This window comes from Halocalculus aciditolerans (genome assembly GCF_014647475.1).
Classification (GTDB): Archaea; Halobacteriota; Halobacteria; order Halobacteriales; family Halobacteriaceae; genus Halocalculus; species Halocalculus aciditolerans.
On sequence record NZ_BMPG01000001.1, the window covers coordinates 316,623 to 338,767 of the forward strand.

Genomic DNA, 22,145 nt, shown 5'->3' on the forward strand with positions numbered 1-22,145 from the left:
CACCGACCGGTTACCGCTCGGTTCCCTGCCGCGAGACCCCGGGGCACACCCCGTTTCGTCGGGGGTTTATACCGTGAGTGCGGGGCAAGGTCGAAGTGTGATGAGTCAGGCACGAACCTGTCCCGAATGCGACGGCCCCGTTCGCACCGACAGCACCGAAACCGTCTGCACGCAGTGCGGGCTCGTCGTCGCCGAAGACGCCATCGACCGCGGCCCCGAATGGCGGAGCTTCCAGGACGGCCCGAACCGCGAACGCACCGGCGCGCCGCTCACGCGCAGCCGCCACGACCGCGGCCTCAGCACCGAAATCGGCCGTCAGACCCGAGTGAAAGGTCGGAAGCGGCGGCGGCTCGCCCGGATGCGCCGCGAACACAACCGCGCGCGCATCGCCACCAAACAGGACCGCAACACCGTCTACGCGTTCACCGAAATCCGCCGCGTCGTCTCACAGCTCTCACTCCCCTACGACGTCCGCGACCAGGCCTGCGCGCTCTACGACTCCGCGCGGAACGAAGACCTCCTCCGCGGCCGCTCGCTCGAAGGGTTCGCGGCCGCCGCGGTCTACGCCGTCTGCCGCCAGCGCGGCGTCGCGCGGACCGTCGACGAAGTGCTCGACGTCGCGCGCGCCGACCGCAGGGAGTTCCGCGCCGCCTACGACGCGATGAACCGAGAACTCGGCCTGCCGACCGGCCCCATCGACCCCCGCGACTACCTCCCGCGGTTCGCCAGCGAACTCGGCCTCGACGCCGCCGTCGAACGCCACGCTCGCCGCCTCCTCTTGGACTTAGAGGCGGACACGAACCTCGCGGGTCGGAACCCCGGTGGCGTCGCCGCCGCCTGCCTATACACCGCATCTCGCGATACGGAATCACCGGTGACGCAGGCCGACGCCGCGGCCGCCGCCGGCGTCACCCCCGTCACCCTCCGCGCCACCTACGCCGACTTACAGGACTGAACGACCCGCCCGAGCTCCCGCACCGCTTCTACCGCCGCGGTTCCCGCCTCGACCGTTCGAGCCGGCCGTCCGTCTCGCACCGCCGCGGCGAGCGCCCGCGACTCCGGCAGCGCCACCGCTCGCCCGCCGAGCGCGCGCTCGACCGGTTCGAGCGCCACACCGTCACTCCGGTTGAGCGCGACCGCCGCCACGCCCGCGCCGAACCGGACGGCGAGTTCGCGTGCCCGGACGCCGTCCGCGACCGCCGGCACGCCGGGGAGCGTGACGAGCACGCAGGCGTCAGCCGCCGCGAGCGGTACGCCGACGTCGGCCTTCAACCCCGCCGCACAGTCCACGACCACGTCGCCGTGCGTCGCCGCCAGGTCGCCGAGCACGCCACCGAGCGCCCGCGGGTCGGCCGCCCGCGCCCCGGCGAGCGACCGCCCGCAGGGGAGCACGAGCACCTCGCCGAGTCGCTGCACCGCCTCGAAGGGCGCGGCGCGCCCCGCCAGCACGTCGTGGAGGTCCGGGCCGCTCCCTACCGGGAGGTCGGCCATCGCGAGGTCGCCGTCGACCAGCACCGCGTCGAGCTCCGCCGCGAGGTTGAGCGCGACCGTTGACTTCCCGACGCCGCCCTTGCCGCCCGTGACTGCCAGAATCACGACTCGCCCTCCGCAGTCGCCCCGCGGAGCGCGGCCCTCGCGCGCGCCGCGACCCGCCGCAGCGCCTCCCGGTCGGCCGGCTCCGCCTGCGCTGTCTCGACGCGCGTCGCCGCCGCGTCCAGCCACGAATCCACGGCCTCCGGGACGACTCGCGGCGTCGGCACGGCGTCGCGCGGCGGCCGCGGGTCACCCAGCGCAGCCACCGGCTGTTCGTCCTCGCGCTCGCCCCCGGCCGGCTCCGTCCACGCCACTTCGACGGGGTTCGCCGCGCGCGCCGGTGTCGCGAACCCGAGCACCAGCGTCTCCTCGCGGCCGACGACGCCCTCGAAGCCATCGTCGTCCCAGCCGGCGCGCGGCACCCCGTGTCGCCGCGGCGGCCACACCGGCTCCACGCCGGCCGCGACCCGCACCCGCCGTCGCTCCCCCTCGTTCGTCACCGTCGCGCTCACGAACGTCACGCCGCCGACCCGCTGCGTCCACGTCTCTACGTCCATTACCTCTCGTTCGCCGCGTCTTCGGATTTAAACTTCCAGCGTCCCGGAGCCTACGGCGGGTCCGCGAGGACGACCGGCGCGTCGAGGCAGGCGGCGGCGCGCGTCGCCCGGTCGAACGGTCCGCCGACGAGCACGACGGGCGCGCTCACGCGAGCGGCACGCACGGCCGCGAGCTGCGGCGTTAGCCCGCAGTCGGGGACCGCCCGCCGAGCGGCCGCTATCGCGTCCGCGACCGCGGCCGCGAGTCGCTTCCGCTCGTTCCGCCGGCCGTCGACGGCTCGGAGCGCCGCGGCGCGCTCGTCTCGCTGCCCGCGCGCCCGCCGCCGCGCGGACGCCAACGCTTCTTCTGCGGCTGCGCGCTCGGTCTCCGCCTCGCTCAGCGCGCGAGCCGCCGCCCGGAGGTCGTCCCGCGCCGCCGCCGTCGGCGCGCCGATCGCCCGCCGCGCTTCGAGTCGCCCGCGCGCCCGCGAGACGTCCTCGCGCCGTCCTTCGACCGCTGCGGTCGCCGCCGCGACGGCCCGCCGCGCGTCCGCCGGGTCGTCGGGGCGCGTCGCTTCGACGACGCGCTCGGAACGACCGAGGCCGCGCGACCGAGCGACCGCCGCGTGACACGCCTCCCGCGAGAATTCGCGCTCGCTCGTGAGGAGGCCGACGTGCTCGTGGACGGGCCCGGGAGCGCGCGACCGGACGCGGTCGTCGCCCCGGTCCCGAATCGCCCGGTACACCGCGGCGGCGTCGACGCCGCTCCCTCGAAGGTCGACCGCGCGCCCGCGCCAGGTCGCCCCGGCGAACCGGAGTCTCACAGGTCCCGATCCCGCATCGCCGCCACCGACGGGTACTCCGTGCCCGCGCGGAAGGCGTGGTACGGCGTGCTCGCCGAATCGCGGTCCGCGTAGGCCATCGCCGCCTCCCGCACCGCCTCGGGCGCGCCGGAGAACTCGTTGAACGGCCGCGTCGCCTCCACCTGCACGTCACCGCCGTACCCCTCTCGTAGCCGGAGTGCGAGGAACGCGCCCAGCTCCGTCGCGTCGAAGAGCGCCGCCCGACCGAACCGCCGCACGACGACGTCCTCGTGGCGGTTGCAGGTGTTCCGGAGCGCCTGCCGCGCCGGCCGACTGTACGTCACGACGAGTAACACGACCCGACAGGTTCGTCCCGCGGTAAAAAGCCCCCGCCGCGTATCGAGAGTCGTGTCACACCGCCGTCCCGACCACGCGACTCTCGGTGGCGAGCGCGACGACCACGACGCCGCGACGACTCGCCGCGGAGGTTTCGTATCGCGCCTTGCGATTTATGGCTGGTCGTTTCGAGCCCGGGTTTCGTTCCGAGCGGACCATCGGTTCGAACGCACCGGTACCGCTTACTGTGTCACTCTCTTACGTCCGCCACGATGGTCAGTATCGAGATCAGCGACGAACAGCGCGAATACTTAGAGCGCCTCCGCGTGCAGCTCGCCGCCGAGCACGTCGGGGAGTACGGCCACGTTCGAACCCGAGACGCCCTCCAGTACCTCATCGACGACCACGAGGCCGCCGGCGAGGCGGCGTCGGGGGCGCGGTCTACGCCGGCACCCGCCTCCACGGCGGACGCCGAGGAAGCGACGACTGACGAAGCGTCTTCGGGCCCGGAGGAGGCGGCGGCCGCCGTGAACGGCGACACGCTCGACGTCGACCTCGACCCGGACGTCGACCCCGACGTCGACGCAGCATCCGAGGGGGCGACGGCGGAGTCCGTCGAAGCCGAATCGGCGTCGAGCGAAGGAACCGACGGGGAGAGCGGGAACGACGGCGATAGTGCGGATGACGGCAGCGATGGTCCGGACGGCGACGACGGGTCGAGCGGCGGGTCCGGACGCCTCCAGCGGATGATGGGCCTCCTCGACGACCACGCGGACAAGTGGGACGAAGTCGAGAGCAACCAGGGCAAGTACGTCGTCGAACTCCCGGACGGCGAACACCAGTTCGCGCGCACGAAAGACGAGGTCCGCGCCGTCCTCTTCAAGCACTACTAGCCCGACCGCTCGGATACAGATTCAAGTCCGACGGGGGCTAGTGGGCGAGTATGGAGTGTCCGCGGTGCGGCGGAGCCGTCACGGAGTTCACGCTCGGAGAGCGGTCGGCGGTCGTCTGCGAGGACTGCGGGTACTCGGGCGTCCCCGCCGACCTCCACGCGGAACAACTCGACGGCGAGGAGTCGTGGTCGGAAGCGATCGCTCGGTTCTACGAAAACCTCGAATAATCAGGTGACCGTCTGACCCGGTTCGACAGACGGGTCAGTCACAGATTTGACCCGGTTCGACGACGAGTCAGTCTTCGGCTTCGACTTCTTCGGCGTCGGCGTCGCCGTCGCCGCCGGTGTCGCCTTCTTCGGAGCGGGCGGCGACGAGCGCACCGCGGGCGACGCTGTACATGGGTTCGCGGGCGCGGCGGACGCCGCTGATGTTGAAGGGGATGTCGGCTTCGTTGAAGCGTTCGCGGAAGAGTTTCTCGAAGCCGTCGGGGCTGGAGGTGCCGCCGGTAACGACGACGGGGACGTCGAGGCCTTCTTCGACGTCTTCGTCGTCGACTTCGCGCGCGATGTTCTCGATGACGTAGTCGAGGAGGTTGTCGTAGTAGATGGAGAGCGCGCCTTCGATGCCGCCGACGTCGCTCTCGAAGTTGAGGGTGAAGTCGTCTTCCTTCGTGGAGGTGACCTTATCGACGGGGGTGCCGGTCGCGGTCGCGGCCTGCTCGTCGATCCAGTCGCCGCCGCGGGCGATGGAGAACGTCATGACGGGAACGGCGTAGTAGGCGAGGCAGACGTTCGTCATGCCCGCGCCGAAGGAGATGCCGAGGCCCGTGAAGTCCTGGTTCGCGAGCTCGGAGTAGATGACGCTCATCCCCTCGTTGATTGGTTCGGGCTCGTAGCCCATCTGGCCGAGGATGGATTCGAGGGTCTTCTGGTGGTAGAGCGTCGTCGCGTCGGAGTCCATCGGGTCGGCGGGCGTGGAGAAGAAGAGCGGTTCGCCCTCGTGCGTGGGTTCGCCGACGACCTGCTCGATGATGAGTTTGATCATCGGAATCGCGGACTTCTCGTCCGCGGAGATGATGCCGTGCTTCATCGGGCGGCGGGTCTCGCGGTTGAAGATGTTCGCGAAGTTCAGCGCGTCGTCGCCGACGACGTAGACCTTATCCCCCTTCTTGATGTGGAGGACGTCGCTGCGGGAGAGCATCTGCTCCGCCATGTCGCTGTAGTCGAGTTCGACGAAGGAGTTTCGCTGCTGGACGAAGACGGTGTCGCCGCCTTCCTGTCGGGCAGAGATGATGTTCATCGTCCCGACGTCGAGTCCTTTGGCCATACGCGTACCTTCTTCCGGCAGTTAATAAATCTGCCCCAGGCTTCGATGCACGCTCGAATCCCGTCAGGAGAACTTCCGTTTCAGCTTCCCGACGAGGCCTTCTTCGGCGGCTTCCTTCTCCTGTTCGGCCTGCTGGCGCTGCCGGAGCTGCTTCAGTTTGTCCGCCTGGTCGTCGGTGGTGTCCTCGCTCCGCTCTTCTTTCTGCTGGCCGCCGCGGAAGGAGTTGAGCGAGTTCACGGCGTCGTCGACGCCGCCGCCGCCCTCGCGGCGCTCGTTCGCGCCGACGTCGTCGAAGTTCGCGCGGTCGATGCCGGCTTCGCCCTCGTCCGTCTTGACTTTCAAGCGCTTCGTGTTCTCCTTCTTGACGCCGCCCCAGGAGAGGTCGGCGTCCCGCATCGCTTCCTCGATGTCGCGTTCGACGTCCGCGGAGGAAACGGATTCGGTGGCGCTCGCCGCGCCGCCGTCGCCGTCCGAACGCTCGGCGGACGACGCGCTCGCGCTTCCGTCGGACGCGTTCTGCCGTTCGATGTAGTCGGTGACGAGCGAGGAGCCGATTGCGGCCACCATGACGGCGAGCCCGACGGCGTACGTGCTCACGCCGAGCACGGACTCGTCGCGGCCGGCGACGTTCCAGTGGTAGGGGTACGCCCAGGCGAAGATGCCGACGGCGACGAGGGTGACGACGCCGCCGGCGGCGGCCGCGTACTGCGTCTTCCGGCCGACCGGCAGGAGGACGGGGATGCTCATGAAGAACGCGGGCGCGCCGACGCCGACGAGCGCGATGGCGACCTCGCGGAACTGGTAGAAGACGAGGGTGGTGTCCGCGTACGTGTTCCCGACGAGGAAGACGAGCAGTCCGAGCGCGCCGAGGGCGATGCCGCCGAAGAACAGGCCGAATCCGAGGTAGACGTCGCGGAGCCGGTCGGGCTCCCCGACGTACCGCCGGTAGAGCGCGACGAGGCGTTCGCCCACCGCGCTCTCGACACTCTGACTCATACTCCGGAATCAGTCGTCCACCGTAATGACTGTTAGCCACGACGCCCGCCGAGCCCGACCGAGGCTTCGCGCCGACGGTCCCGTCGACGGAGCCGGCGGTGTCAGAGCTCGGTGACGTCGAACTCCTCGCTGGTCCCGGTGACGGCGCGGACGCGCGCTCGCGCTTCGGATTCGCTCTCCGCGGCCACGACGACGCCGTCGACGCCGGGGCCGCTCGCGCGGTAGCTCGCGAGCGCGGCGTCGTCGAAGTCGGTGGCGTACGACCGGAGGACGGTGAGGACGCGCTCTTCGGTGCGGGCGAGGTCGCACTCGCCCGACTCGTAGGCGGTGAGCGCGTCCTCGACGTTCCGGAGCGCGCTGATTCGGTCCATTACCCTCCGCTCTCTCCTCGCGACGCAAAAACCCACGCCCCGCTCGCGGCGACACGGACCTATATACTTCCGCCAGCCGACCCATCGAGTATGCCTCACTCCTTCCGGTTCGAGTACGAGTCGCCGACGATTCGGTTCGGCGCGGGGTCGGTGTCGGGGCTCGCGGACGAACTCGCGGCCGCGGGCGCGTCGAACGCGCTCGTCGTCACGGGGACGTCCGTGGGCGCGAACGACGACGTGATGGACCCGGTGAGGGCCGGACTGGGGGACGCGCTCGCGGGCGTGTTCGCGGAGACGACGCCGGAGAAACTGCTCTCCACCGCGCTCGACGGCGTCGACGTCTTCGAGCGCGCGGACGCGGACTCCGTGGTCGCCGTCGGCGGCGGGAGCAGTCTCGACGTCGCACGCGCCGTCTGCGCGCTCGCCGTCACCGACGACCGCGACGCCGCCGTCGACACCTACGCCGAGACGCACGCGCTGCCCGTCCCCGACGCCGCCCTCCCGCCGATGGCCGTCGTCCCGACGACGCTCGCCGGCGCGGACCTCTCCTTCGGCGGCGGACTGAACGCCACGGACCCCGACATCACTCGAACGCCGATTTCCGGCGGCCTCTCCGACCCGGCGCTCACGCCGACCGCGGCGTTCTACGACCCCGAGCTGGTCGCCACCACCCCGCGGCGCGTGCTCGCGTCGTCGGCGATGAACGGCTTCGACAAGGGCGTCGAGGCCATCTACACGACGGCGCACACGCCAGTCACGGACGCCACCGCCGTCCGCGGCGTCCGCCGCCTCACCGAGACGCTCCCCGGCCTCGGCCCCGACGCGGGCGAGACCGACTACGCCGGCATTCTGGAGGGGATTCTCCTCGTCCAGTACGGCATCAAACGCCCCGACGGCTCCGGGCTCGGTCTCGTCCACGCGTTCGGCCACGGCCTCACCGCGCATTCGGCCGTCCAACAGGGGAGCGCGCACGCCATCACCGCTCCGCACGCCCTCGCGTACCTCCTCGAACAGACGGACGCCCGCCGCGACGTCCTCGCCGACGCCCTCGGCGTCGACTCGGACGGAATCGTCGACGCCGTCGCCGCCGTCCGCGATTCGCTCGGCCTCCCCACCCGCCTCCGCGACGTCGACGACGTCAGCGAATCTTCCCTCGACGCCATCGCCGAGAGCACGCACGCCGACGGCCTCCTCGACAACCTCCCCGCCGGCGTCGACCCGACGGTCGCGGACCTCCGCGGCGTCCTCGAAGACGCGTGGTGACTCTCGGACCAACGTTTATATTGTTCTTCGACGACACGTCTCGCATGGTCACTTCCACGCGCGGCGTCTGGGACGTCCTCGCCGGCTACTTCGAGCGGACGTACGACGACGCCGTCGTCTACGGCGACCGCGAGAGCGAGACCGTGCTTCACGAGGGTGAAGTCCGCGTGCTCGCGAACGGCTGGGTCGAACTCCCGACCGGGCGACTCCTCTCCCCGGACGCCGTCCACCACGTCGACCCCGTCACCGAGGCCTGACCCTCGCCGCCGTCGCCCGCGAACAGCGGCCTCCGGCTTCCTGTCGGCGAGCGAACGCGAGCTCGGCGTCGTGAACGAGGGTTCCTAAACCCCCCGCGGACGTAGACGGAGTAATGAGTGATTCGACGACGGCGAGGACCACGACCCTCCGGCTGTCCGTCCCGGAGATGGACTGTGCGTCCTGCGCCGGTACGGTCGAATCCGCGCTCGCGGACCACGGTGGTATCACGGCGCTCTCGCTCTCCCCGACGACCGGCCGGGTCGAGGTGACGTTCGACCCCGATCGAACCAGCGAGGCGGACATCCGCGCGGCCGTCGAGGCCGCGGGCTACCCCGTCGAGGGCGTCGTCCGCGACGGCGAGGGCGACGCCGGCGCGCTGATCCCGGACACGCGCGAAATCTGGACGAGTCGCCGCGCGCTCCACACGTGGGCGGGCGCGGCGTTCGTCGCCCTCGGCCTCCTCTTCGAGTTCGTCCTCTCAGCCGCGAACGCGACGCTCGCCGCGGCCGTCGGCTACGAGGTCACGGCCGCCGGCGCGCTCTACCTCGCGGCGGTCGCGGTCGCCGGCGTCCCCGTCCTCCGGAACGGCCTCACGTCGCTCCGGCACGCGGACCTCGGCGTCGACCTCCTGATGAGCGCCGCCATCGTCGCCGCCGTCGCGCTCGGCGACGGCTACCTCGTGGACGCCGCGACGCTCGCCGTCCTCTTCAGCGTCGCCGAACTCTTAGAGGATCACGCGATGGACCGCGCGCGGGACTCGCTTCGCGAACTCCTCGAACTCGAACCCGACACCGCGACCGTCACGCGCGACGGCGTCGAGGAAGAACGCCCGGTGGACGAAGTCGAGGTCGGCGAGACCGTCGTCGTCCGAACGGGCGAGAAGATCCCGCTCGACGGCGTCGTCGCGGACGGCGAAAGCGCCGTCGACGAGTCGCCGATCACGGGCGAGAGCGTCCCGGTCACGAAGGAGCGCGGCGACGAGGTCTACGCGGGGACCATCGTCGACGGCGGCTACCTCGAAGTCGAAGTCACCTCGGACGCGAGCGACACCACGCTCTCCCGCATCATCGAACTCGTCGCGGACGCGGACGCCGAGCAGACGACGCACGAGCGCTTCGTCGACCGGTTCGCCGCCTACTACACGCCCGCAATCGTCGTGCTCGCGGCGCTCACCGCGCTCGTCCCGCCGCTCGTCTTCGGCGAGCCCGTGCAGAAGTGGGCGATTCGCGGCGTCGCCTTCCTCGTCATCGGCTGTCCGTGCGCGTTCGTCATCTCCACGCCCGTCTCCGTCGTCTCCGCCGTCACGAGCGCCGCGCGCAACGGCGTCCTCGTGAAGGGCGGGCGCTACCTGGAGGCGATGGGCGACGTGGACGCCGTCGCCATCGACAAGACCGGGACGCTCACCACCGGCGACCTCACCGTCACGGACGTCGTCACCGGGAGCGGCGTCGCGCGGAGCACGCTCGTCGGGTACGCGAACGCCGTCGAACGCCGCAGCGACCACCCCATCGCCGACGCCATCGTCGCCGGCACCGAACCCGACGACGAGTGGAGTCTCACCCGGCACACCGTCGAGAACTTCGAGACGCTGACCGGCGAAGGCGTCTCCGCGACCGTCGACGGCACGCCCGTCATCGTCGGGTCGCCCGACCTCTTCACGCTCCCCGACGAGTTCGCCGACACCGTCGCCGACCTCCAAGCGGCGGGGAAGACGGTCGTCGCCGTCTCCGCCGGGAACACCGTCGTCGGCGTCATCGCCGTCGCCGACACCATCCGGCCGAACGCCGAGCGCGCCGTCGGCCGCCTCCGCGCGCAGGGCGTCGACCGCGTCGTCATGCTCACCGGCGACAACGAGGGCACCGCGCGCGCCGTCGCCGAACGGGCCGGCATCGACGACTACCGCGCGAACCTCCTCCCCGCCGAGAAAGTCGACGCCGTCGAGGACCTCCGCGAGACGCACACCGTCGCGATGGTCGGCGACGGCATCAACGACGCGCCCGCGCTCGCCGCCGCCGACGTCGGCGTCGCCATGGGCGCGGCCGGCACCGACACCGCCATCGAGACCGCGGACGTCGCGCTCATGGGCGACGACCTCGAACGCCTCCCCTACCTCGTCCGCCTCTCCAAGCAGTCCACGACCGTCATCCGCGAGAACATCTACGCCAGCCTGGGCGTCAAGGCCCTCCTCGCCCTCGGCGTGCCCTTCGGTGTCGTCGGCGTCGCCACCGCCATCGTCGTCGGCGACATGGGCATGAGCCTCGGCGTCACCGCGAACGCCATGCGCCTCGCCCGCATCACCACCGACGACTGACTCGCGGACTCCACCTGCTTCCGCGCGGTTCTCCTTCGCTTACTCGTCCGCGTCGCGGAACAGCCGGTAGGTCGCGCGGCCGGTCGCCGCCTCCGTCCGCTCGCCGCTCGGCTTCGTGGTGTAGATGGTCACGTCGGCGACGCCCATCGTTCCGCCCGCGCGAACGACCGTCGCGTCCGCCTCCAGGTCGTCCGTGACGGGACGGAGGTAGGAGACGTTCAGGTCCGTGGTCGTCAGCGCCGCGTTCCGCGCGTCCTCGAACGTCGTCCGCAGCACGAACCCGGACGCCGTATCGACGAGCGTCGCCGCGATTCCCCCGTGCACCGTCGGGTCGTCGCTCGGGTTCAAGAGCTCCTCGTCGAACGGCACGGAGAGCCGCACGCGTCCTTCTTCGGCTTCTTCGACGGTGACGCCGAGCCACGAGAGGTAGCCGTGGTCGTTCGCGAAATCCTGGAGCGGCGTGACGTAGTCGTCAGTCATACCGTCTACCCGAACACCCACCGGCGTAAACCCCTCGATTCACACAACCGATGGAAATCTCTGTCTTTATTCGCACAACGATGTTCAGCGTTCTGCCAAGATTTATCGGTGTGTGGTAACCACTCCCTCGTATGTCCGAGACCCCCGTGGTACTCGACGTCGACGCCGGCGTCGCGACCCTGACGCTGAACCGCCCCGACGCCCGCAACCCCCTCACAACCGAACTCTCCGCCGCGCTCCGCGACCACCTCGACGACCTCACCGAACGCGACGACGTCCGCTGCGTCGTGCTTCGTGGGGCGGGCCCCGCCTTCTCCGCCGGCGGCGACATCAAAGCCATGCGCGAACGCCTCGACGGCGACGGCTCCCTCGACGACGCCGTCCACCGCCTCGAACGCACCACCAATGAGACCATCGCCAGCCTCGTCACCTGCCCCTACCCCACCGTCGCGCTCGTCGACGGCCCCGCCGTCGGCGCGGGCGCGAACCTCGCCATCGCCTGCGACGTCCAGCTCGGCAGCGAATCCGCGAGCGTCGGCTTCGTCTTCCGACAGGTCGGCCTCTCCGTCGACGCCGGCACCTCCTACCTCCTCCCGCGCATCGTCGGCGAGAACGTCGCTAAGGAACTCGTCTACACCGGCGAAATCCTCGACGCCGACCGCGCGCTCGACCTCGGCCTCCTCAACCACGTCTACCCCGACGACGACTTCGAGGACGAAGCCGCCGCGTTCGTCGAACGCGTCGCCGACGGCCCCACCGTCGCCTTCCGCCACGCGAAACGCCTCATCCGCGAAGGCCTCGACAAATCCCTCCAGTCCGCCATGACCGACGAAGCCACAGCTCAAGGCCTCGTCTTCGAAACCGACGACCACCGCGAGGGCGTCGAAGCCTTCCTCGAACAGCGCGACCCCGACTTCGACGGCCGATAGCGCGTCGACCGCGCGTTTCGAGTCATGCCCGGAGCGCGCGTGGTGAGCGGGGAGCGACTCGTCCCCCGAACGATGGAAGAAGAGGACGTGCCGTTCGTCCAGCGGGAGAGCGTCGCGCCGGAGATCCGGTATCCGCTCGGGAACGCGGTGCGGTCGCGGGGCGATTTCGAGGTCTCCCCGGAGGGCGCGGACCGCTTCGTCGTGTGCCTCGACGAGTCGGACGCGACCCCCAGCGACCCCGCCGAGGAGACCGTCACGCGAATCGCCGCGGTGTCCGTCGAGGACGCACGCTACAAACGCCCCGGGCTCGGCTACTGGCTCGCCGCCGACTCCCACGGCGAGGGCTACGGGACGGCGGCCGCGCTCGCCGTCGACTACACCTTCCGCGAACACCCCACACCCGCCGTCGGCGCGCAGGCGTTCGCGTCGAACGACGCCTCCCGCGGCCTCCTCGAGTCACTCGGCTTCGAGCAGGAAGGCCGCCGCCGCCAGTTCATGTTCGTCGACGGAGCCTACGAGGACATGGTCCTCTACGGCCTCCGTCGCGAGACCTGGGCGGACGAGAGATAACCCGAATCAGTCGTCGACGCCGAGGACTTCCAGTACTTCGGCGAGGTCGGTGATGCGGTGAGCGACGGCGGGCCCGTCGTCCGCGCCGAACGCGACCGGACGGATACCGTGCGCGGCCGCGCCCGCGACGTCGTGGTCGTAGCGGTCGCCGACCATGACGGTTTTCTCCGGCGAGTGCGGTGATTTCTCCAGCGCCGCCTCGAACATCGCGTCGTCGGGTTTCGTCCGTCCCACCGATTCGGAGGTCGTGACGTCGTCGAGGAACGGCGCGAGGCCGAGGTGGTCGAGGATGAACGCGCACTCCTCGTCGTCGACGTCGCTGACGACCGCCTGATAGACGCCGTCTCGATGCAGGCGTTCGAGGACGCCGCGGGCCCGCGGGGTCGCGCGCAGGTGTTCGCGGCCCGCCTCGCGGAACGCCGGGAACCACGCGTCGCGGGGGACGTGCTCGCCGACGATGGCGTCGACGCCCTTCCCGTACCCCTCCAGCGCGGAGCGGAACGCGGTCCCGTCGCGCTCGCGGAAGTGCGCGCCGACGACTTCCCGCCACTCCGCCAGCGCGTCCGCGACGGACACCTCGACGTCGCGCGCCGCGAGGAACTCGCGGAGGAACGCCTCGTGCGACGCCCTCACCGAATCGAGGTCGAGGAGCACGCCGCCGATATCCCAGAACACCGCATCGTACCGCAGCTCGCTTTTGTCCGCGTCGGCGGCTGACTCGTCCGTCACGCCGCGTCCCCGCCGTCTCCCTCGACGAGTTTGAACTTCTGTATCTTCCCGGAGGCCGTGCGCGGGAGTTCGTCGACGAACTCGACCTCGCGGGGGTGTTTGTACTCGGCGAGGCTGTCGAGGCAGAACTGCTTGATTGCTTCGGGGGTGACGTCGCTGTCGGGGACGGGGACGACGAAGGCTTTCACGGTCTCGTTCCGGCGTTCGTCCGGGACGCCGACGACGGCGGCGTCGGCGACGCCGTCGTGCTCGTAGAGGAGCTCCTCCACCTCACTGGGGTAGACGTTGTAGCCGGCGGTGTTGATCATGTGCTTCTTCCGGTCGACGATCTCGTAGTAGTTCTCCGCGTCGCGGCGCGCGACGTCGCCGGTGCGGAAGAACCCGTCTTCGGTGAAGGCCTCGTCGTTCGCCTCGGGGAGGTTGTGGTAGCCTTTCGCGACTTGCGGGCCGCGGACGAGGAGCTCGCCTTCCGCGCCCACTGGGACGGGGTCGCCGTCGGCGTCGACGACGCGGCAGTCGGTCATCCGGAGGGGCTGGCCGATGGTGCCGGGTTTCGCGCCGAAGGAGGAGCCGACGCCCGTGTGGGTCGCCGCCGTCGTCTCGGTGAGGCCGTAGCCCTCGCTCATCTCGACGCCCGTCTCGCCCTCGAAGCGCTCTTGGACGGCGACCGGCATCTTCGCGCCGCCCTCGTTCACGGTGTCGAGGCTGCTGAGGTCGTGGTCGCCGAACGAGTCGTGGTTCACCATGTCGACGAACATCGTGGCGACGCCGACGAACCCCGTAATCTCGTACTCCTCGATGGTCGCCATCGCTTCGGCGGCGTCCCACTCGCCGGGGCTGCGGAGGTGGACTTCGCCGCCGTAGAGGAGCGTCTGCCACGTCGAGTGGACGAACCCCGTGATGTGGTAGAGCGGGAGGACGGCGAGCTCGCGCTGGTCGTCGGGGTCGAGGTCGGTGAACCCGAATCCCGCGAAGCCCTGCGCGCGGAGGTTCCCGTGCGTCGTGAGCACGCCCTTCGGCTGGCCGGTCGTCCCCGACGTGTACGGCTGCATCGCCGTATCGTCCGAATCGCGCTCGACGAGCACGGGGTCGCCGGCGACGTCCTCGAACGCCGCGTCCGCTTCGGGAACCTCGTCGCCGACGGTGACGACGAGCGGACTCCGGCCGGTTTCTTCGAACGCTCCGTCGAGGTGCTCGCGGAGCGCGGCGTGCGTGACGACCGCGTCGGCGTCGGCGTCGTCGAGCTGGTAGGCGAGCTCTCGGGATTTGTACTGCGGGTTGACGGGGGAGAGGACGACGCCGGCGCGGAGGCCGCCGAGGATGGCGACGACGTACTGCGGGCAGTTCGGGAGGTAGACGAGCGCGCGGTCGCCGGGTTCGAGCCCCATCTCGGCGAGGCCGCCGGCGAACGACGCGGCGCGCGCGTCGAGTTCGGCGTAGCTCAACTCCGCGCCGCCCATCTCGACGGCGAGGGCGTCGCCGCGCCGCTCGGCCGTCGCGGTGAACAGTCGCGCGGCGTTCCCCTCGTGCTCGCGGAACTCCGTGGGTACGTCCATGGCGTGATTTCTCACACCAACGTACATTAGGTTTCCGGACGTGGCACTGAGACGAGTTTTTATTACGATGACGGAGAAAATCGCAGACGATGTTACCAGTGCTAACAGGTGGTCGGCGATGAGCACCGAACAGTTCAGCGTCGACGGCCAGACAGTCGTCATCACGGGGTCGAGCTCCGGCATCGGCCGCGAAATCGCGGAGCGGTTCGCCGCGGACGGCGCGGACGTCGTCGTCTCCTCGCGCGAACTCGACAACGTCCAGCCGGTCGCCGACGGCATCAACGACGCGGACGGCGGGCGCGCCATCGCCGTCGAGTGCGACGTGACCGACCGGGACGCCGTCGAGGCGATGGTGGACGCGACGGTCGAGGAGTTCGGCGGCGTCGACTGCCTCGTGAACAACGCCGGCGCGAGCTTCATGGCCGGCTTCGAGGACATCAGCCCGAACGGCTGGGAGACCATCGTCGACATCAACCTCACCGGCACCTTCCACTGCACGCAGGTCGCCGGCGAGCGGATGCGCGAGGGCGACGGCGGTACGGTCATCAACCTCGCGAGCGTCGCCGGCCAGAAGGGCTCGCCGCACATGAGCCACTACGGCGCGGCGAAGGCAGGCGTCATCAACCTCACCGAGACGCTCGGCATCGAGTGGGCCCCGGAGAACGTCCGCGTGAACGCCATCGCGCCCGGGTTCGTCGCGACGCCCGGCGTCGAGTCCCAGATGGGCGTCTCCGCGGAGAACATCGAGCGCGACGACGTCGCCCGCCAGATCGGTCACGTCGCCGAAATCGCGGACCTCGCGCAGTTCCTCGCGAGCGACGCCTCCTCCTACCTCGTCGGCGAGACGGTCGCCGCGAAGGGCGTGCCGCGCGGCGAGACGTCCCCGGACGTCTGAGGCCCGCTCGCCGACGTTCTCTTTGGATGATAAACTCACCCACACTATTTTATAGTTGTTCGTGATAGATGGGTGCAGACGATGGTTAACGAAGATAATTCAAGAACCGGTCGGGAGACCGATGGTAACGAATCCGGGGTTTCGAGCGGAACACTGTCCAGTCCGAGCCGCAGACGGGCGTTCCTCGGGTCGGTCGGCGCGGCCGCCGCCGTCGGCCTCGCCGGCTGCATGGGCGGCGGCGGGAGCGGGCCGTCCGGCGCGTTCAAAATCGGCGTACTCGCCCCGGAGCCGTCGAAGAACCCGATCGGCTCGTCCATCGCGAACGCCGCGAAGTACGCCGCGACGACGCTGAACGAGAACGACGGCGTCCTCGGGAACGACGTCGAAGTCGTCGTCAAGGACACCCACGAGGACCCCGCGACGGGCAAATCGAAGTACCAGGAACTCACTGTCGGCGAGGAGGTCGACTTCACGACGGGCGTCTTCACGAGCGAGGTGATGCTCAACCTCATGGACAGCATCGCCGAGCAGTCCACCGTCCACATGAACGCCGGCTCCGCGACGCCGGATACCGCGAAACAGGTGAAAGCGGACTACGAGAAGTACAAGTACTACTTCCGGTCCGGCCCGGTGAACTCCCACTACCTCGGGCAGAACATGATCGACTTCGCGGACGCGAAGTTCTCGGACCTCGGCTGGGACTCCGTCGCCGTGCTCGCCGAGGACTACGCGTGGACCGAACCGGTCACGAGCGTCCTCGAAGACAAACTCGCCGCGACCGGCGTCGACGTCCCCATCAGCAAGCGGTACGCGAGCGGGACGAGCGACTTCTCCCCCATCTACGACGACATCGAGAGCAGCGACGCGGACGCCGCCTACGTCGTCATGGCGCACACCGGCACGTCCGCCATCGTCCAGTGGGCGAAACAGCAGCGCGCCTTCGAGTTCGGCGGCATCCACGTCCCGATGCAGTTCCCCTCCTACTACGGCTCCGTCAACGGCGCGAACCGGTACGCCGTCGTTCAGAACTCAGCCACGCCGAACGCCGCGGTGACCGAGAAGACGATGCCGTTCAACGAGGGCTACTACGACCAGTTCGACAGCTACCCCGTCTACACCGGCTACCACACCTACGACGCCGTGATGAGCTACGTCAACGCCGCCACGGCCGCCGACTCGCGGAACGCCGACGACGTCATCCCCGAAATCGAATCGCAGTCCTTCACCGGGACCGCCGGCACCGTCTCCTACTACGGGCAAGACCAGGCGTACCCCCACGACCTCGTCTACGGTCAGGACGCCGCGTGGCCGCTCTGGTTCCAGTGGCAGGAGGGCGACGGCAGCGGCTCGCAGACGACGCTCTGGCCGGACGAACTCGCGAGCGGCAGCTACCAGAAGCCGCCCTGGGTATGAGCGATGTCCGGACTCACCAGCACGATTTCGAACGCCGTCATGCTCAGCGCGCTCTACGCGCTCGTCGCCATCGGGTTCACGCTCATCTTCGGCGTCGGCGGCGTCCTGAACCTCTCGCACGGGGCGACGATAACCGTCGGCGCGTTCACCGCGTACTTCGCGACGAGCGTGTTCGGCCTCAACATCTGGGCGGCCGCGTTCGCCTCGATGGTCGTCGGCGCGGCCTTCATGATCGCGTTCTACCTCGGGATGGTGCAGTTCGTCGAGGACCAGCCGATCACGGTGATGATACTGACGCTCGTGATGTCCATCGTCGTCGAGGAGGTCGCGAAGATACTCGTCGGGACGCAGCCGCGCGCCCTCCCGTCGCTCGTCGACGGCCAGATCGCGCTCCTCGGCGGCGTGCAGGCCAATCGCCTCCTCGCGTTCGCCCTCTCCTGGGTCATCATCGCCTTGCTGTTCGCGGGCGTGAACTACACGCGCACCGGGAAGGCCATCCTCGCGACGAGCATGTCGACGAAGGGCGCGTCCCTCGTCGGCATCGAATCGAAGCGGATGTACCTCTACACGTGGGCGCTCGCCGGGCTACTCGCGGCGCTCGCCGGCGTCTTCCTCGGCTCCATCCAGACGGTGAGCTGGGCGATGGGACGCGAACCCCTCGTCCTCTCCTTCTCCATCGTCGTGCTCGGCGGCATCGGCTCCATCAGGGGGAGCATCCTCGGGGCGTACGTCATCGGGTTCCTCGAGGTCTTCACCGTCTCCTACGTGGATTCGAGCCTCAGCGGCCTCGCATCGCTCGTCGTGCTCGTAATCATCCTGCTCGTGAAACCCGAAGGCCTGTTCGGCCGGGAGCTGACGCATTAACATGACGGGCTACGCAGACCTCGTCGACCCGCGGTCGCTGTCCGTCCGCCACTTCGCCGGCGTGCTCGGCCTCGTCGCGCTCGCCGCGCTCCCGTTCTGGATACAGCCCCTGCTGGGGCGCGGCGGCGGCATTCTCGCCGTCGTGAGCGTCACGACCGCGCTCTTCTTCGCGATGTTCGCGATGAGCTGGGACGCCGTCTCCGGCTACACCGGCCAGATAAGCTTCGGGCACGCGCTCTTCTTCACCGTCGGCGGCTACGGCTCCGCGCTCGCCAACACGGAGCTCGGCCTCCCGCCCGTCGCCGCCATCCTCCTCGGCACGGCGCTCGCGGCGCTCGCCGGCGTCGTCATCGGCGGCCCGGCGCTCCGCCTCGAAGGCCCCTACCTCTCGCTCATCACGCTCGTCTCGCCGCTCATCCTCCTCCAGCTGTTCATCGTGTTCAGCGACACCTTCGGCGGCGAACTCGGCCTCCCCTCCCCCGAGCCGCTCCTCCCGGTGGGCGGCTTCTTCGGGCAGGCGATGGCGAACTTCTACGTCGCGTTCGCCCTCTTCTGCGTCGTCCTCCTCGTCCTCCTCGCCGTCACCCGGTCGAACGCCGGGTCCGTCTTCACGGCGATTCGCGAGGACGAAGCGGCCGTCGCCGCGTCCGGCCTCAACCCCGCGAAGTTCAAGCTCTTCGCGTTCGTGCTGTCCGCGGCCGTCGGCGGCATCGCCGGCGCGGTCTTCGTCCACACGGTCGGGAAACCGCAGCCGAGCCAGCTCCTCGTGATGACCGTCAGCATCGAGGTCATCATCGCCACCATCGTCGGCGGCATGGGCACCATCACCGGTGCGGCCGTCGGCGGGCTGTTCTTCAGCCTCTTCCGCGAGTGGCTCTCCGGCGTCGAAGCCGCGGTTCCCGGCATCGGCGTCTCCATCGCCTCCCTCGACCTCCTGCTGTTCTCGGTCGTGACGTTCGCGCTCCTGTTCTTCCTGCCCGAGGGCGTCCTCGGCTGGGCGCTCAGGCGCGGCCGCACGCTCACGAACCGCGAGAGCGCGTCCGGCGACGCCGCCCCCGACGGCGGACGCACGCCGCTCGAACAAGTCGTCGCGAACTACCGCGACGCGCTCGCGCGCATCGGAGGTGACGACGATGACTGAGTACGCGCCCGACGACGGCCTGCTCGTCATCGACGGCCTCCGCAAGGAGTTCGGCGGCCTCACCGCCGTCGAAGACCTCTCCTTCGCGGTGGAGGAGGGCGAGATTCTCGGGTTCATCGGGCCGAACGGCGCGGGGAAGTCCACGACGTTCAACTGCGTCACCGGCGTCTACCCGCCGACCGCCGGCACCGTCTACTACGACGGCGAGGACGTCACGGGCGAACCCGCCTACGAGATGGTGAAACGCGGGCTCGCGCGGACGTTCCAGGAGTTCCGCCCGCTCCCCGACCGGAACGTCCGAAAGAACGTCGAACTCGCGCTCGTCCCTGACCGCGTGCTCTCCCTCACGGGGCTCCGCGGCGAGACGCGAGAGCGCGCCGTCGAAATCTGCGAGCGCGTCGGCCTCGGCGACCGCCTGGAGCAGACGCCGGACGAACTCCCGCACGCCGGCCTGCTCCGCCTCGAACTCGCGCGCGCGCTCGCCACCGACCCCGACCTCCTGCTCGTCGACGAGCCGTTCGCCGGCCTGTCGAACAGCGAGGTCGAAGCGCTCTCAGCGACCTTAGAGGAGCTCCGGCAGGACGGGCTGACGCAGGTGGTCGTCGACCACAACATGCGCGGCCTGCTCTCCCTCATCGACCGCGCCATCGTCATCGAGTTCGGCGCGAAAATCGCGGAGGGCCCGCCGGAGGCCATCCGGGACGACGAACGCGTTCAGGAGGCCTACCTCGGAGGTGAGGACCGATGACGGACCGCGTCCTCGACGTCGCCGACCTCCACGTGCGCTACGGGGAGGTGGCGGCGCTCCGCGGCGTCGACGTCCGCGTCGACGAAGGCGAAATCGTCGGCCTCATCGGGCCGAACGGCGCGGGGAAGACGACGCTCGCGAACACCGCGTCGGGTTTCCTCGACTACGACGGGACGGTCGACTACCGCGGCGACCCCGTCCGCGACCGGGAGCCGAGCGACCTCGTCGAAGCGGGGCTCGTCCACTGCTCGGAGGACCGCGACCTCTTCGGGCACCTCTCCGTCGCCGACAACCTCGAACTCGGCGCGTACCGCCACGCCGACGACTGGGAGGAGCGCCGCGAGTTCGTCTACGACCTCTTCCCGCGCCTCGAAGAACGCAGCGGCCAGCACGCCCGCACGATGAGCGGCGGCGAACAGCAGATGCTCGCCATCGGCCGCGCGCTCATGAGCGACCCCGACCTCCTCATCCTCGACGAGCCGACGCTCGGCCTCGCACCCGTCATCCTCGACGACATCAGCGAGGGCATCGAGGAGATTCAGGAGTCCGGCGTCACCGTCCTGCTCGCCGAGCAGAACGTGACGTTCACGATGAACCACGCCGACCGCGTCTACCTCCTCGAACAGGGCTCCGTCGAACGCGAGGGCAGCCCCGAGGACCTCCGCGGCGACGACTACATCCGAGACGCCTACCTCGGACAGTAGTCACTCCTCCTTCTTCGCGATGCTGTCGAGCGCGTCGGCGGTGGCTTCGAGCACGCCCGCGGCGCTTCCGCGTCCGACCACTCAAAAGACGGGGAATCGGGCTACAGCCGGCCGACGAGGACGTCGGTGTCCTCTATCCCTTCGATGACGTACTCCATGAACTCGCTGGCGGTGACGCCGTCGACGAGTCGGTGGTCGTAGGAGAAGGAGAAGCCGACGCGCTGGCGGACCTCGAAGTCGTCGGGGCCGGTGGCGACGGGCTTGTGCTCGATGCGGCCCACGCCGAGAATCCCGGACTCGGGGTGGTTGATTATCGGCGTGCCGAACGTCCCGTGCTCGCTGTGGCTCCCGACGTTCGTCACGGTGAACGTGCCGCCGCGGAGGGCGGCGGGGTCGATGGTGCGCTCGCGCGCGGCCTCGGTGAGCTCTTCCAGCTCTCCGGCGATTTCCACGATGGACTTCTGATCCACGTCCTTCACCACGGGGACGAGGAGGCCGTCCTCGGTGTGCGTCGCGACGCCGACGTTATAGTCGTGTTTCTCGACGATCTCGTCGTTCTCGTCGTCGATGCTCGCGTTCACCAGCGGGAACTCCTGGAGCGCGGGAACGACGGCTTTCACGAGAATCGGCGTGTACGTGATCTTCGCGTCGTGTGCGGCGTCGAGGCGCTCTTTCAGGTCGACGAGCGCGCCCGCGTCCGCCTCGAACCCCGACGTCACGTGCGGAATCGTCGACGCCGAGCGCTCCATGTTCTCCGCGATCTTCCCCCGCAGGCCGCGGAGCGGCCGGCGGCTCGCCGAGACGCCGTCGGCCTCGACGGCGGCGTCGGTCTGTCCACTGTCGCTCTCGCTCGCGGGACTCCCGGATTCGCTGCTCGCCGCCGCGCCAGTCGGCGCGCTCGCGGGTTCGGCTTCCGCTCCCTCCTCCCCACCGGCGGCGTGCGAATCCACGTCCGCTCGGAGGACGCGCCCGCCCGGCCCGGACCCCTCTACGGCAGAGAGGTCGACGCCCTGCTCGCGGGCGTACTTCCGCGTCGACGGCGCGGCGAACACCCGTCCGTCGCCCGCGCCCGCCGCGGCCGCGTCGTCGCCGGAGTCGGTCGACTCTGAATCCGCCGTGCCGACGCGCTCGACGGCGTCGGTGAGGCCGTCGCCGTCGTCGGATGCGCCTGATTCGGCGTCCCCGCCGCCGGCCTCGCGCCCAGTGCTCGCCGTGCCGCTCGACTGCTGGCGGGGCGGGCTGTCCGTCTCGATGACGGCGATGACGTCGCCGACCTGCACGACGTCGCCGGGGTCCGCGGCGAGTTCCTCTACCGTCCCCGGGCAGGGCGCGGGGATTTCGACGACGGCTTTGTCGGTCTCGACGTCGAGGAAGCGGTCGTCCTCCCCGATGTCGTCGCCGGGTTCGACGTACCACGTCTCGACCTCCGCCTCCGTCAACCCCTCGCCGGGGTCGGGGAGGCGGTACTCGAACGCTACCACGCGCGGTCA

Annotated in this window: 25 protein-coding genes; 14 read left to right on the forward strand and 11 right to left on the reverse strand. The window is 69.9% G+C overall.

From position 1 onward, the window contains the following. Nucleotides 1-100 precede the first annotated feature (100 nt). Nucleotides 101-955 (forward strand): transcription initiation factor IIB, encoded by an 855-nt coding sequence (locus IEY26_RS01535; RefSeq protein ID WP_188975148.1) that lies wholly within the window; start codon nucleotides 101-103, stop codon nucleotides 953-955. Here the strand turns inward: IEY26_RS01535 and IEY26_RS01540 are convergent. The 4 genes from IEY26_RS01540 to IEY26_RS01555 are packed head-to-tail and all read right to left on the reverse strand — an operon-like array spanning nucleotide 934 to nucleotide 3,228. Further along, entirely contained in the window at nucleotides 934-1,596 is a 663-nt protein-coding gene (locus tag IEY26_RS01540) for a MinD/ParA family ATP-binding protein (RefSeq protein ID WP_188975150.1), read from the reverse strand. The genes IEY26_RS01535 and IEY26_RS01540 overlap by 22 nt on opposite strands. Further along, the gene (locus IEY26_RS01545) at nucleotides 1,593-2,090 is read right to left on the reverse strand and encodes a DUF7857 domain-containing protein (protein ID WP_188975152.1); all 498 of its coding nucleotides are present in this window, start codon (nucleotides 2,088-2,090) and stop codon (nucleotides 1,593-1,595) included. The genes IEY26_RS01540 and IEY26_RS01545 overlap by 4 nt, the downstream gene beginning before the upstream one ends. Nucleotides 2,091-2,140: 50 nt before the next feature. Continuing rightward, nucleotides 2,141-2,893, reverse strand: a complete 753-nt coding sequence (locus tag IEY26_RS01550) for a DUF7856 family protein (RefSeq protein ID WP_188975154.1) — start codon at nucleotides 2,891-2,893, stop codon at nucleotides 2,141-2,143. Continuing rightward, complete coding sequence (locus tag IEY26_RS01555; protein WP_188975156.1) at nucleotides 2,890-3,228, reverse strand: DUF7855 family protein; 339 nt, start codon at nucleotides 3,226-3,228, stop codon at nucleotides 2,890-2,892. Before IEY26_RS01555 ends, IEY26_RS01550 begins: the two co-directional genes overlap by 4 nt. 252 nt (nucleotides 3,229-3,480) lie before the next feature. On the opposite strand from IEY26_RS01555, the gene IEY26_RS01560 reads away from it, so the two are divergent. Continuing rightward, nucleotides 3,481-4,101, forward strand: a complete 621-nt coding sequence (locus IEY26_RS01560; protein WP_188975158.1) for a hypothetical protein — start codon at nucleotides 3,481-3,483, stop codon at nucleotides 4,099-4,101. A gap of 50 nt (nucleotides 4,102-4,151) precedes the next feature. After that, nucleotides 4,152-4,328, forward strand: coding sequence for a hypothetical protein (locus IEY26_RS01565; protein WP_188975160.1), 177 nt, complete (start codon nucleotides 4,152-4,154; stop codon nucleotides 4,326-4,328). Nucleotides 4,329-4,395: 67 nt separating this feature from the next. Here the strand turns inward: IEY26_RS01565 and IEY26_RS01570 are convergent, their stop codons facing one another. The 3 genes from IEY26_RS01570 to IEY26_RS01580 all read right to left on the reverse strand — a co-directional run bounded on the left by IEY26_RS01570 (nucleotide 4,396) and on the right by IEY26_RS01580 (nucleotide 6,794). Next, nucleotides 4,396-5,427: a cell division protein FtsA gene (locus IEY26_RS01570; RefSeq protein WP_188975162.1), complete on the reverse strand. Its 1,032-nt coding sequence runs from the start codon at nucleotides 5,425-5,427 to the stop codon at nucleotides 4,396-4,398. 63 nt (nucleotides 5,428-5,490) lie between these two features. After that, nucleotides 5,491-6,423, reverse strand: coding sequence for a DUF7139 domain-containing protein (locus IEY26_RS01575; protein WP_188975164.1), 933 nt, complete (start codon nucleotides 6,421-6,423; stop codon nucleotides 5,491-5,493). A 101-nt stretch (nucleotides 6,424-6,524) separates the two neighbouring features. Continuing rightward, entirely contained in the window at nucleotides 6,525-6,794 is a 270-nt protein-coding gene (locus IEY26_RS01580; protein ID WP_188975166.1) for a DUF7854 family protein, read from the reverse strand. 90 nt (nucleotides 6,795-6,884) lie between these two features. Here IEY26_RS01580 and IEY26_RS01585 point away from each other — a divergent pair, with 90 nt between their 5' ends. The 3 genes from IEY26_RS01585 (at nucleotide 6,885) to IEY26_RS01595 (ending at nucleotide 10,626) form a co-directional block, all read left to right on the forward strand. Next, nucleotides 6,885-8,057 carry an iron-containing alcohol dehydrogenase family protein gene (locus IEY26_RS01585; RefSeq protein WP_188975168.1) on the forward strand — a complete coding sequence of 391 codons (1,173 nt, stop codon included), beginning with the start codon at nucleotides 6,885-6,887 and terminating at the stop codon, nucleotides 8,055-8,057. A gap of 44 nt (nucleotides 8,058-8,101) precedes the next feature. Further along, nucleotides 8,102-8,314 carry a hypothetical protein gene (locus tag IEY26_RS01590; RefSeq protein ID WP_188975169.1) on the forward strand — a complete coding sequence of 71 codons (213 nt, stop codon included), beginning with the start codon at nucleotides 8,102-8,104 and terminating at the stop codon, nucleotides 8,312-8,314. A gap of 113 nt (nucleotides 8,315-8,427) precedes the next feature. Further along, nucleotides 8,428-10,626, forward strand: coding sequence for a heavy metal translocating P-type ATPase (locus IEY26_RS01595; RefSeq protein ID WP_188975171.1), 2,199 nt, complete (start codon nucleotides 8,428-8,430; stop codon nucleotides 10,624-10,626). A 39-nt stretch (nucleotides 10,627-10,665) separates the two neighbouring features. Here the strand turns inward: IEY26_RS01595 and IEY26_RS01600 are convergent, their stop codons facing one another. After that, the gene (locus tag IEY26_RS01600; RefSeq protein WP_188975173.1) at nucleotides 10,666-11,106 is read right to left on the reverse strand and encodes a PaaI family thioesterase; all 441 of its coding nucleotides are present in this window, start codon (nucleotides 11,104-11,106) and stop codon (nucleotides 10,666-10,668) included. A 131-nt stretch (nucleotides 11,107-11,237) separates the two neighbouring features. Between IEY26_RS01600 and IEY26_RS01605 the strand changes: the two genes are divergently transcribed. Beyond that, nucleotides 11,238-12,035: an enoyl-CoA hydratase/isomerase family protein gene (locus tag IEY26_RS01605; RefSeq protein WP_188975175.1), complete on the forward strand. Its 798-nt coding sequence runs from the start codon at nucleotides 11,238-11,240 to the stop codon at nucleotides 12,033-12,035. A gap of 24 nt (nucleotides 12,036-12,059) precedes the next feature. Further along, nucleotides 12,060-12,605 carry a GNAT family N-acetyltransferase gene (locus tag IEY26_RS01610; protein ID WP_188975177.1) on the forward strand — a complete coding sequence of 182 codons (546 nt, stop codon included), beginning with the start codon at nucleotides 12,060-12,062 and terminating at the stop codon, nucleotides 12,603-12,605. A 6-nt stretch (nucleotides 12,606-12,611) separates the two neighbouring features. Here the strand turns inward: IEY26_RS01610 and IEY26_RS01615 are convergent, their stop codons facing one another. Continuing rightward, on the reverse strand, nucleotides 12,612-13,334 hold the full coding sequence (locus IEY26_RS01615; RefSeq protein WP_188975179.1) for an HAD family hydrolase: 723 nt from the start codon (nucleotides 13,332-13,334) through the stop codon (nucleotides 12,612-12,614). Beyond that, complete coding sequence (locus IEY26_RS01620) at nucleotides 13,331-14,890, reverse strand: class I adenylate-forming enzyme family protein (RefSeq protein WP_188975181.1); 1,560 nt, start codon at nucleotides 14,888-14,890, stop codon at nucleotides 13,331-13,333. The genes IEY26_RS01615 and IEY26_RS01620 overlap by 4 nt, the downstream gene beginning before the upstream one ends. A gap of 118 nt (nucleotides 14,891-15,008) precedes the next feature. On the opposite strand from IEY26_RS01620, the gene IEY26_RS01625 reads away from it, so the two are divergent. From IEY26_RS01625 to IEY26_RS01650, 6 genes are all read left to right on the forward strand, one after another. Beyond that, nucleotides 15,009-15,785 carry an SDR family NAD(P)-dependent oxidoreductase gene (locus tag IEY26_RS01625; RefSeq protein WP_188975183.1) on the forward strand — a complete coding sequence of 259 codons (777 nt, stop codon included), beginning with the start codon at nucleotides 15,009-15,011 and terminating at the stop codon, nucleotides 15,783-15,785. Between the two features lie 81 nt (nucleotides 15,786-15,866). Continuing rightward, nucleotides 15,867-17,198, forward strand: a complete 1,332-nt coding sequence (locus IEY26_RS01630; RefSeq protein WP_188975185.1) for an ABC transporter substrate-binding protein — start codon at nucleotides 15,867-15,869, stop codon at nucleotides 17,196-17,198. Nucleotides 17,199-17,201: 3 nt separating this feature from the next. Then, nucleotides 17,202-18,062 carry a branched-chain amino acid ABC transporter permease gene (locus IEY26_RS01635; protein WP_188975187.1) on the forward strand — a complete coding sequence of 287 codons (861 nt, stop codon included), beginning with the start codon at nucleotides 17,202-17,204 and terminating at the stop codon, nucleotides 18,060-18,062. Nucleotide 18,063: 1 nt separating this feature from the next. Then, nucleotides 18,064-19,203: a branched-chain amino acid ABC transporter permease gene (locus IEY26_RS01640; RefSeq protein WP_188975189.1), complete on the forward strand. Its 1,140-nt coding sequence runs from the start codon at nucleotides 18,064-18,066 to the stop codon at nucleotides 19,201-19,203. Next, nucleotides 19,196-19,951: an ABC transporter ATP-binding protein gene (locus IEY26_RS01645; protein ID WP_188975191.1), complete on the forward strand. Its 756-nt coding sequence runs from the start codon at nucleotides 19,196-19,198 to the stop codon at nucleotides 19,949-19,951. Before IEY26_RS01640 ends, IEY26_RS01645 begins: the two co-directional genes overlap by 8 nt. Next, complete coding sequence (locus IEY26_RS01650; protein ID WP_188975193.1) at nucleotides 19,948-20,655, forward strand: ABC transporter ATP-binding protein; 708 nt, start codon at nucleotides 19,948-19,950, stop codon at nucleotides 20,653-20,655. The genes IEY26_RS01645 and IEY26_RS01650 overlap by 4 nt, the downstream gene beginning before the upstream one ends. A gap of 101 nt (nucleotides 20,656-20,756) precedes the next feature. On the opposite strand, the gene IEY26_RS01655 is transcribed toward IEY26_RS01650, so the two are convergent. Next, entirely contained in the window at nucleotides 20,757-22,136 is a 1,380-nt protein-coding gene (locus IEY26_RS01655; RefSeq protein ID WP_188975195.1) for a dihydrolipoamide acetyltransferase family protein, read from the reverse strand. Between the last annotated feature and the right edge of the window lie 9 nt (nucleotides 22,137-22,145).

Excerpts from the sequence above, each read along its gene's own strand:
- IEY26_RS01560 (WP_188975158.1), top strand. The coding sequence starts at position 3,481 with ATGGTCAGTATCGAGATCAGCGACGAACAGCGCGAATACTTAGAGCGC.
- IEY26_RS01580 (WP_188975166.1), bottom strand. The coding sequence starts at position 6,794 with ATGGACCGAATCAGCGCGCTCCGGAACGTCGAGGACGCGCTCACCGCC.
- IEY26_RS01625 (WP_188975183.1), top strand. The coding sequence starts at position 15,009 with ATGAGCACCGAACAGTTCAGCGTCGACGGCCAGACAGTCGTCATCACG.
- IEY26_RS01590 (WP_188975169.1), top strand. The coding sequence starts at position 8,102 with ATGGTCACTTCCACGCGCGGCGTCTGGGACGTCCTCGCCGGCTACTTC.
- IEY26_RS01650 (WP_188975193.1), top strand. The coding sequence starts at position 19,948 with ATGACGGACCGCGTCCTCGACGTCGCCGACCTCCACGTGCGCTACGGG.
- IEY26_RS01630 (WP_188975185.1), top strand. The coding sequence starts at position 15,867 with ATGGTTAACGAAGATAATTCAAGAACCGGTCGGGAGACCGATGGTAAC.
- IEY26_RS01570 (WP_188975162.1), bottom strand. The coding sequence starts at position 5,427 with ATGGCCAAAGGACTCGACGTCGGGACGATGAACATCATCTCTGCCCGA.
- IEY26_RS01620 (WP_188975181.1), bottom strand. The coding sequence starts at position 14,890 with ATGGACGTACCCACGGAGTTCCGCGAGCACGAGGGGAACGCCGCGCGA.
- IEY26_RS01600 (WP_188975173.1), bottom strand. The coding sequence starts at position 11,106 with ATGACTGACGACTACGTCACGCCGCTCCAGGATTTCGCGAACGACCAC.
- IEY26_RS01565 (WP_188975160.1), top strand. The coding sequence starts at position 4,152 with ATGGAGTGTCCGCGGTGCGGCGGAGCCGTCACGGAGTTCACGCTCGGA.
- IEY26_RS01575 (WP_188975164.1), bottom strand. The coding sequence starts at position 6,423 with ATGAGTCAGAGTGTCGAGAGCGCGGTGGGCGAACGCCTCGTCGCGCTC.
- IEY26_RS01605 (WP_188975175.1), top strand. The coding sequence starts at position 11,238 with ATGTCCGAGACCCCCGTGGTACTCGACGTCGACGCCGGCGTCGCGACC.
- IEY26_RS01640 (WP_188975189.1), top strand. The coding sequence starts at position 18,064 with ATGACGGGCTACGCAGACCTCGTCGACCCGCGGTCGCTGTCCGTCCGC.
- IEY26_RS01535 (WP_188975148.1), top strand. The coding sequence starts at position 101 with ATGAGTCAGGCACGAACCTGTCCCGAATGCGACGGCCCCGTTCGCACC.
- IEY26_RS01585 (WP_188975168.1), top strand. The coding sequence starts at position 6,885 with ATGCCTCACTCCTTCCGGTTCGAGTACGAGTCGCCGACGATTCGGTTC.
- IEY26_RS01610 (WP_188975177.1), top strand. The coding sequence starts at position 12,060 with ATGCCCGGAGCGCGCGTGGTGAGCGGGGAGCGACTCGTCCCCCGAACG.
- IEY26_RS01635 (WP_188975187.1), top strand. The coding sequence starts at position 17,202 with ATGTCCGGACTCACCAGCACGATTTCGAACGCCGTCATGCTCAGCGCG.
- IEY26_RS01595 (WP_188975171.1), top strand. The coding sequence starts at position 8,428 with ATGAGTGATTCGACGACGGCGAGGACCACGACCCTCCGGCTGTCCGTC.
- IEY26_RS01645 (WP_188975191.1), top strand. The coding sequence starts at position 19,196 with ATGACTGAGTACGCGCCCGACGACGGCCTGCTCGTCATCGACGGCCTC.
- IEY26_RS01545 (WP_188975152.1), bottom strand. The coding sequence starts at position 2,090 with ATGGACGTAGAGACGTGGACGCAGCGGGTCGGCGGCGTGACGTTCGTG.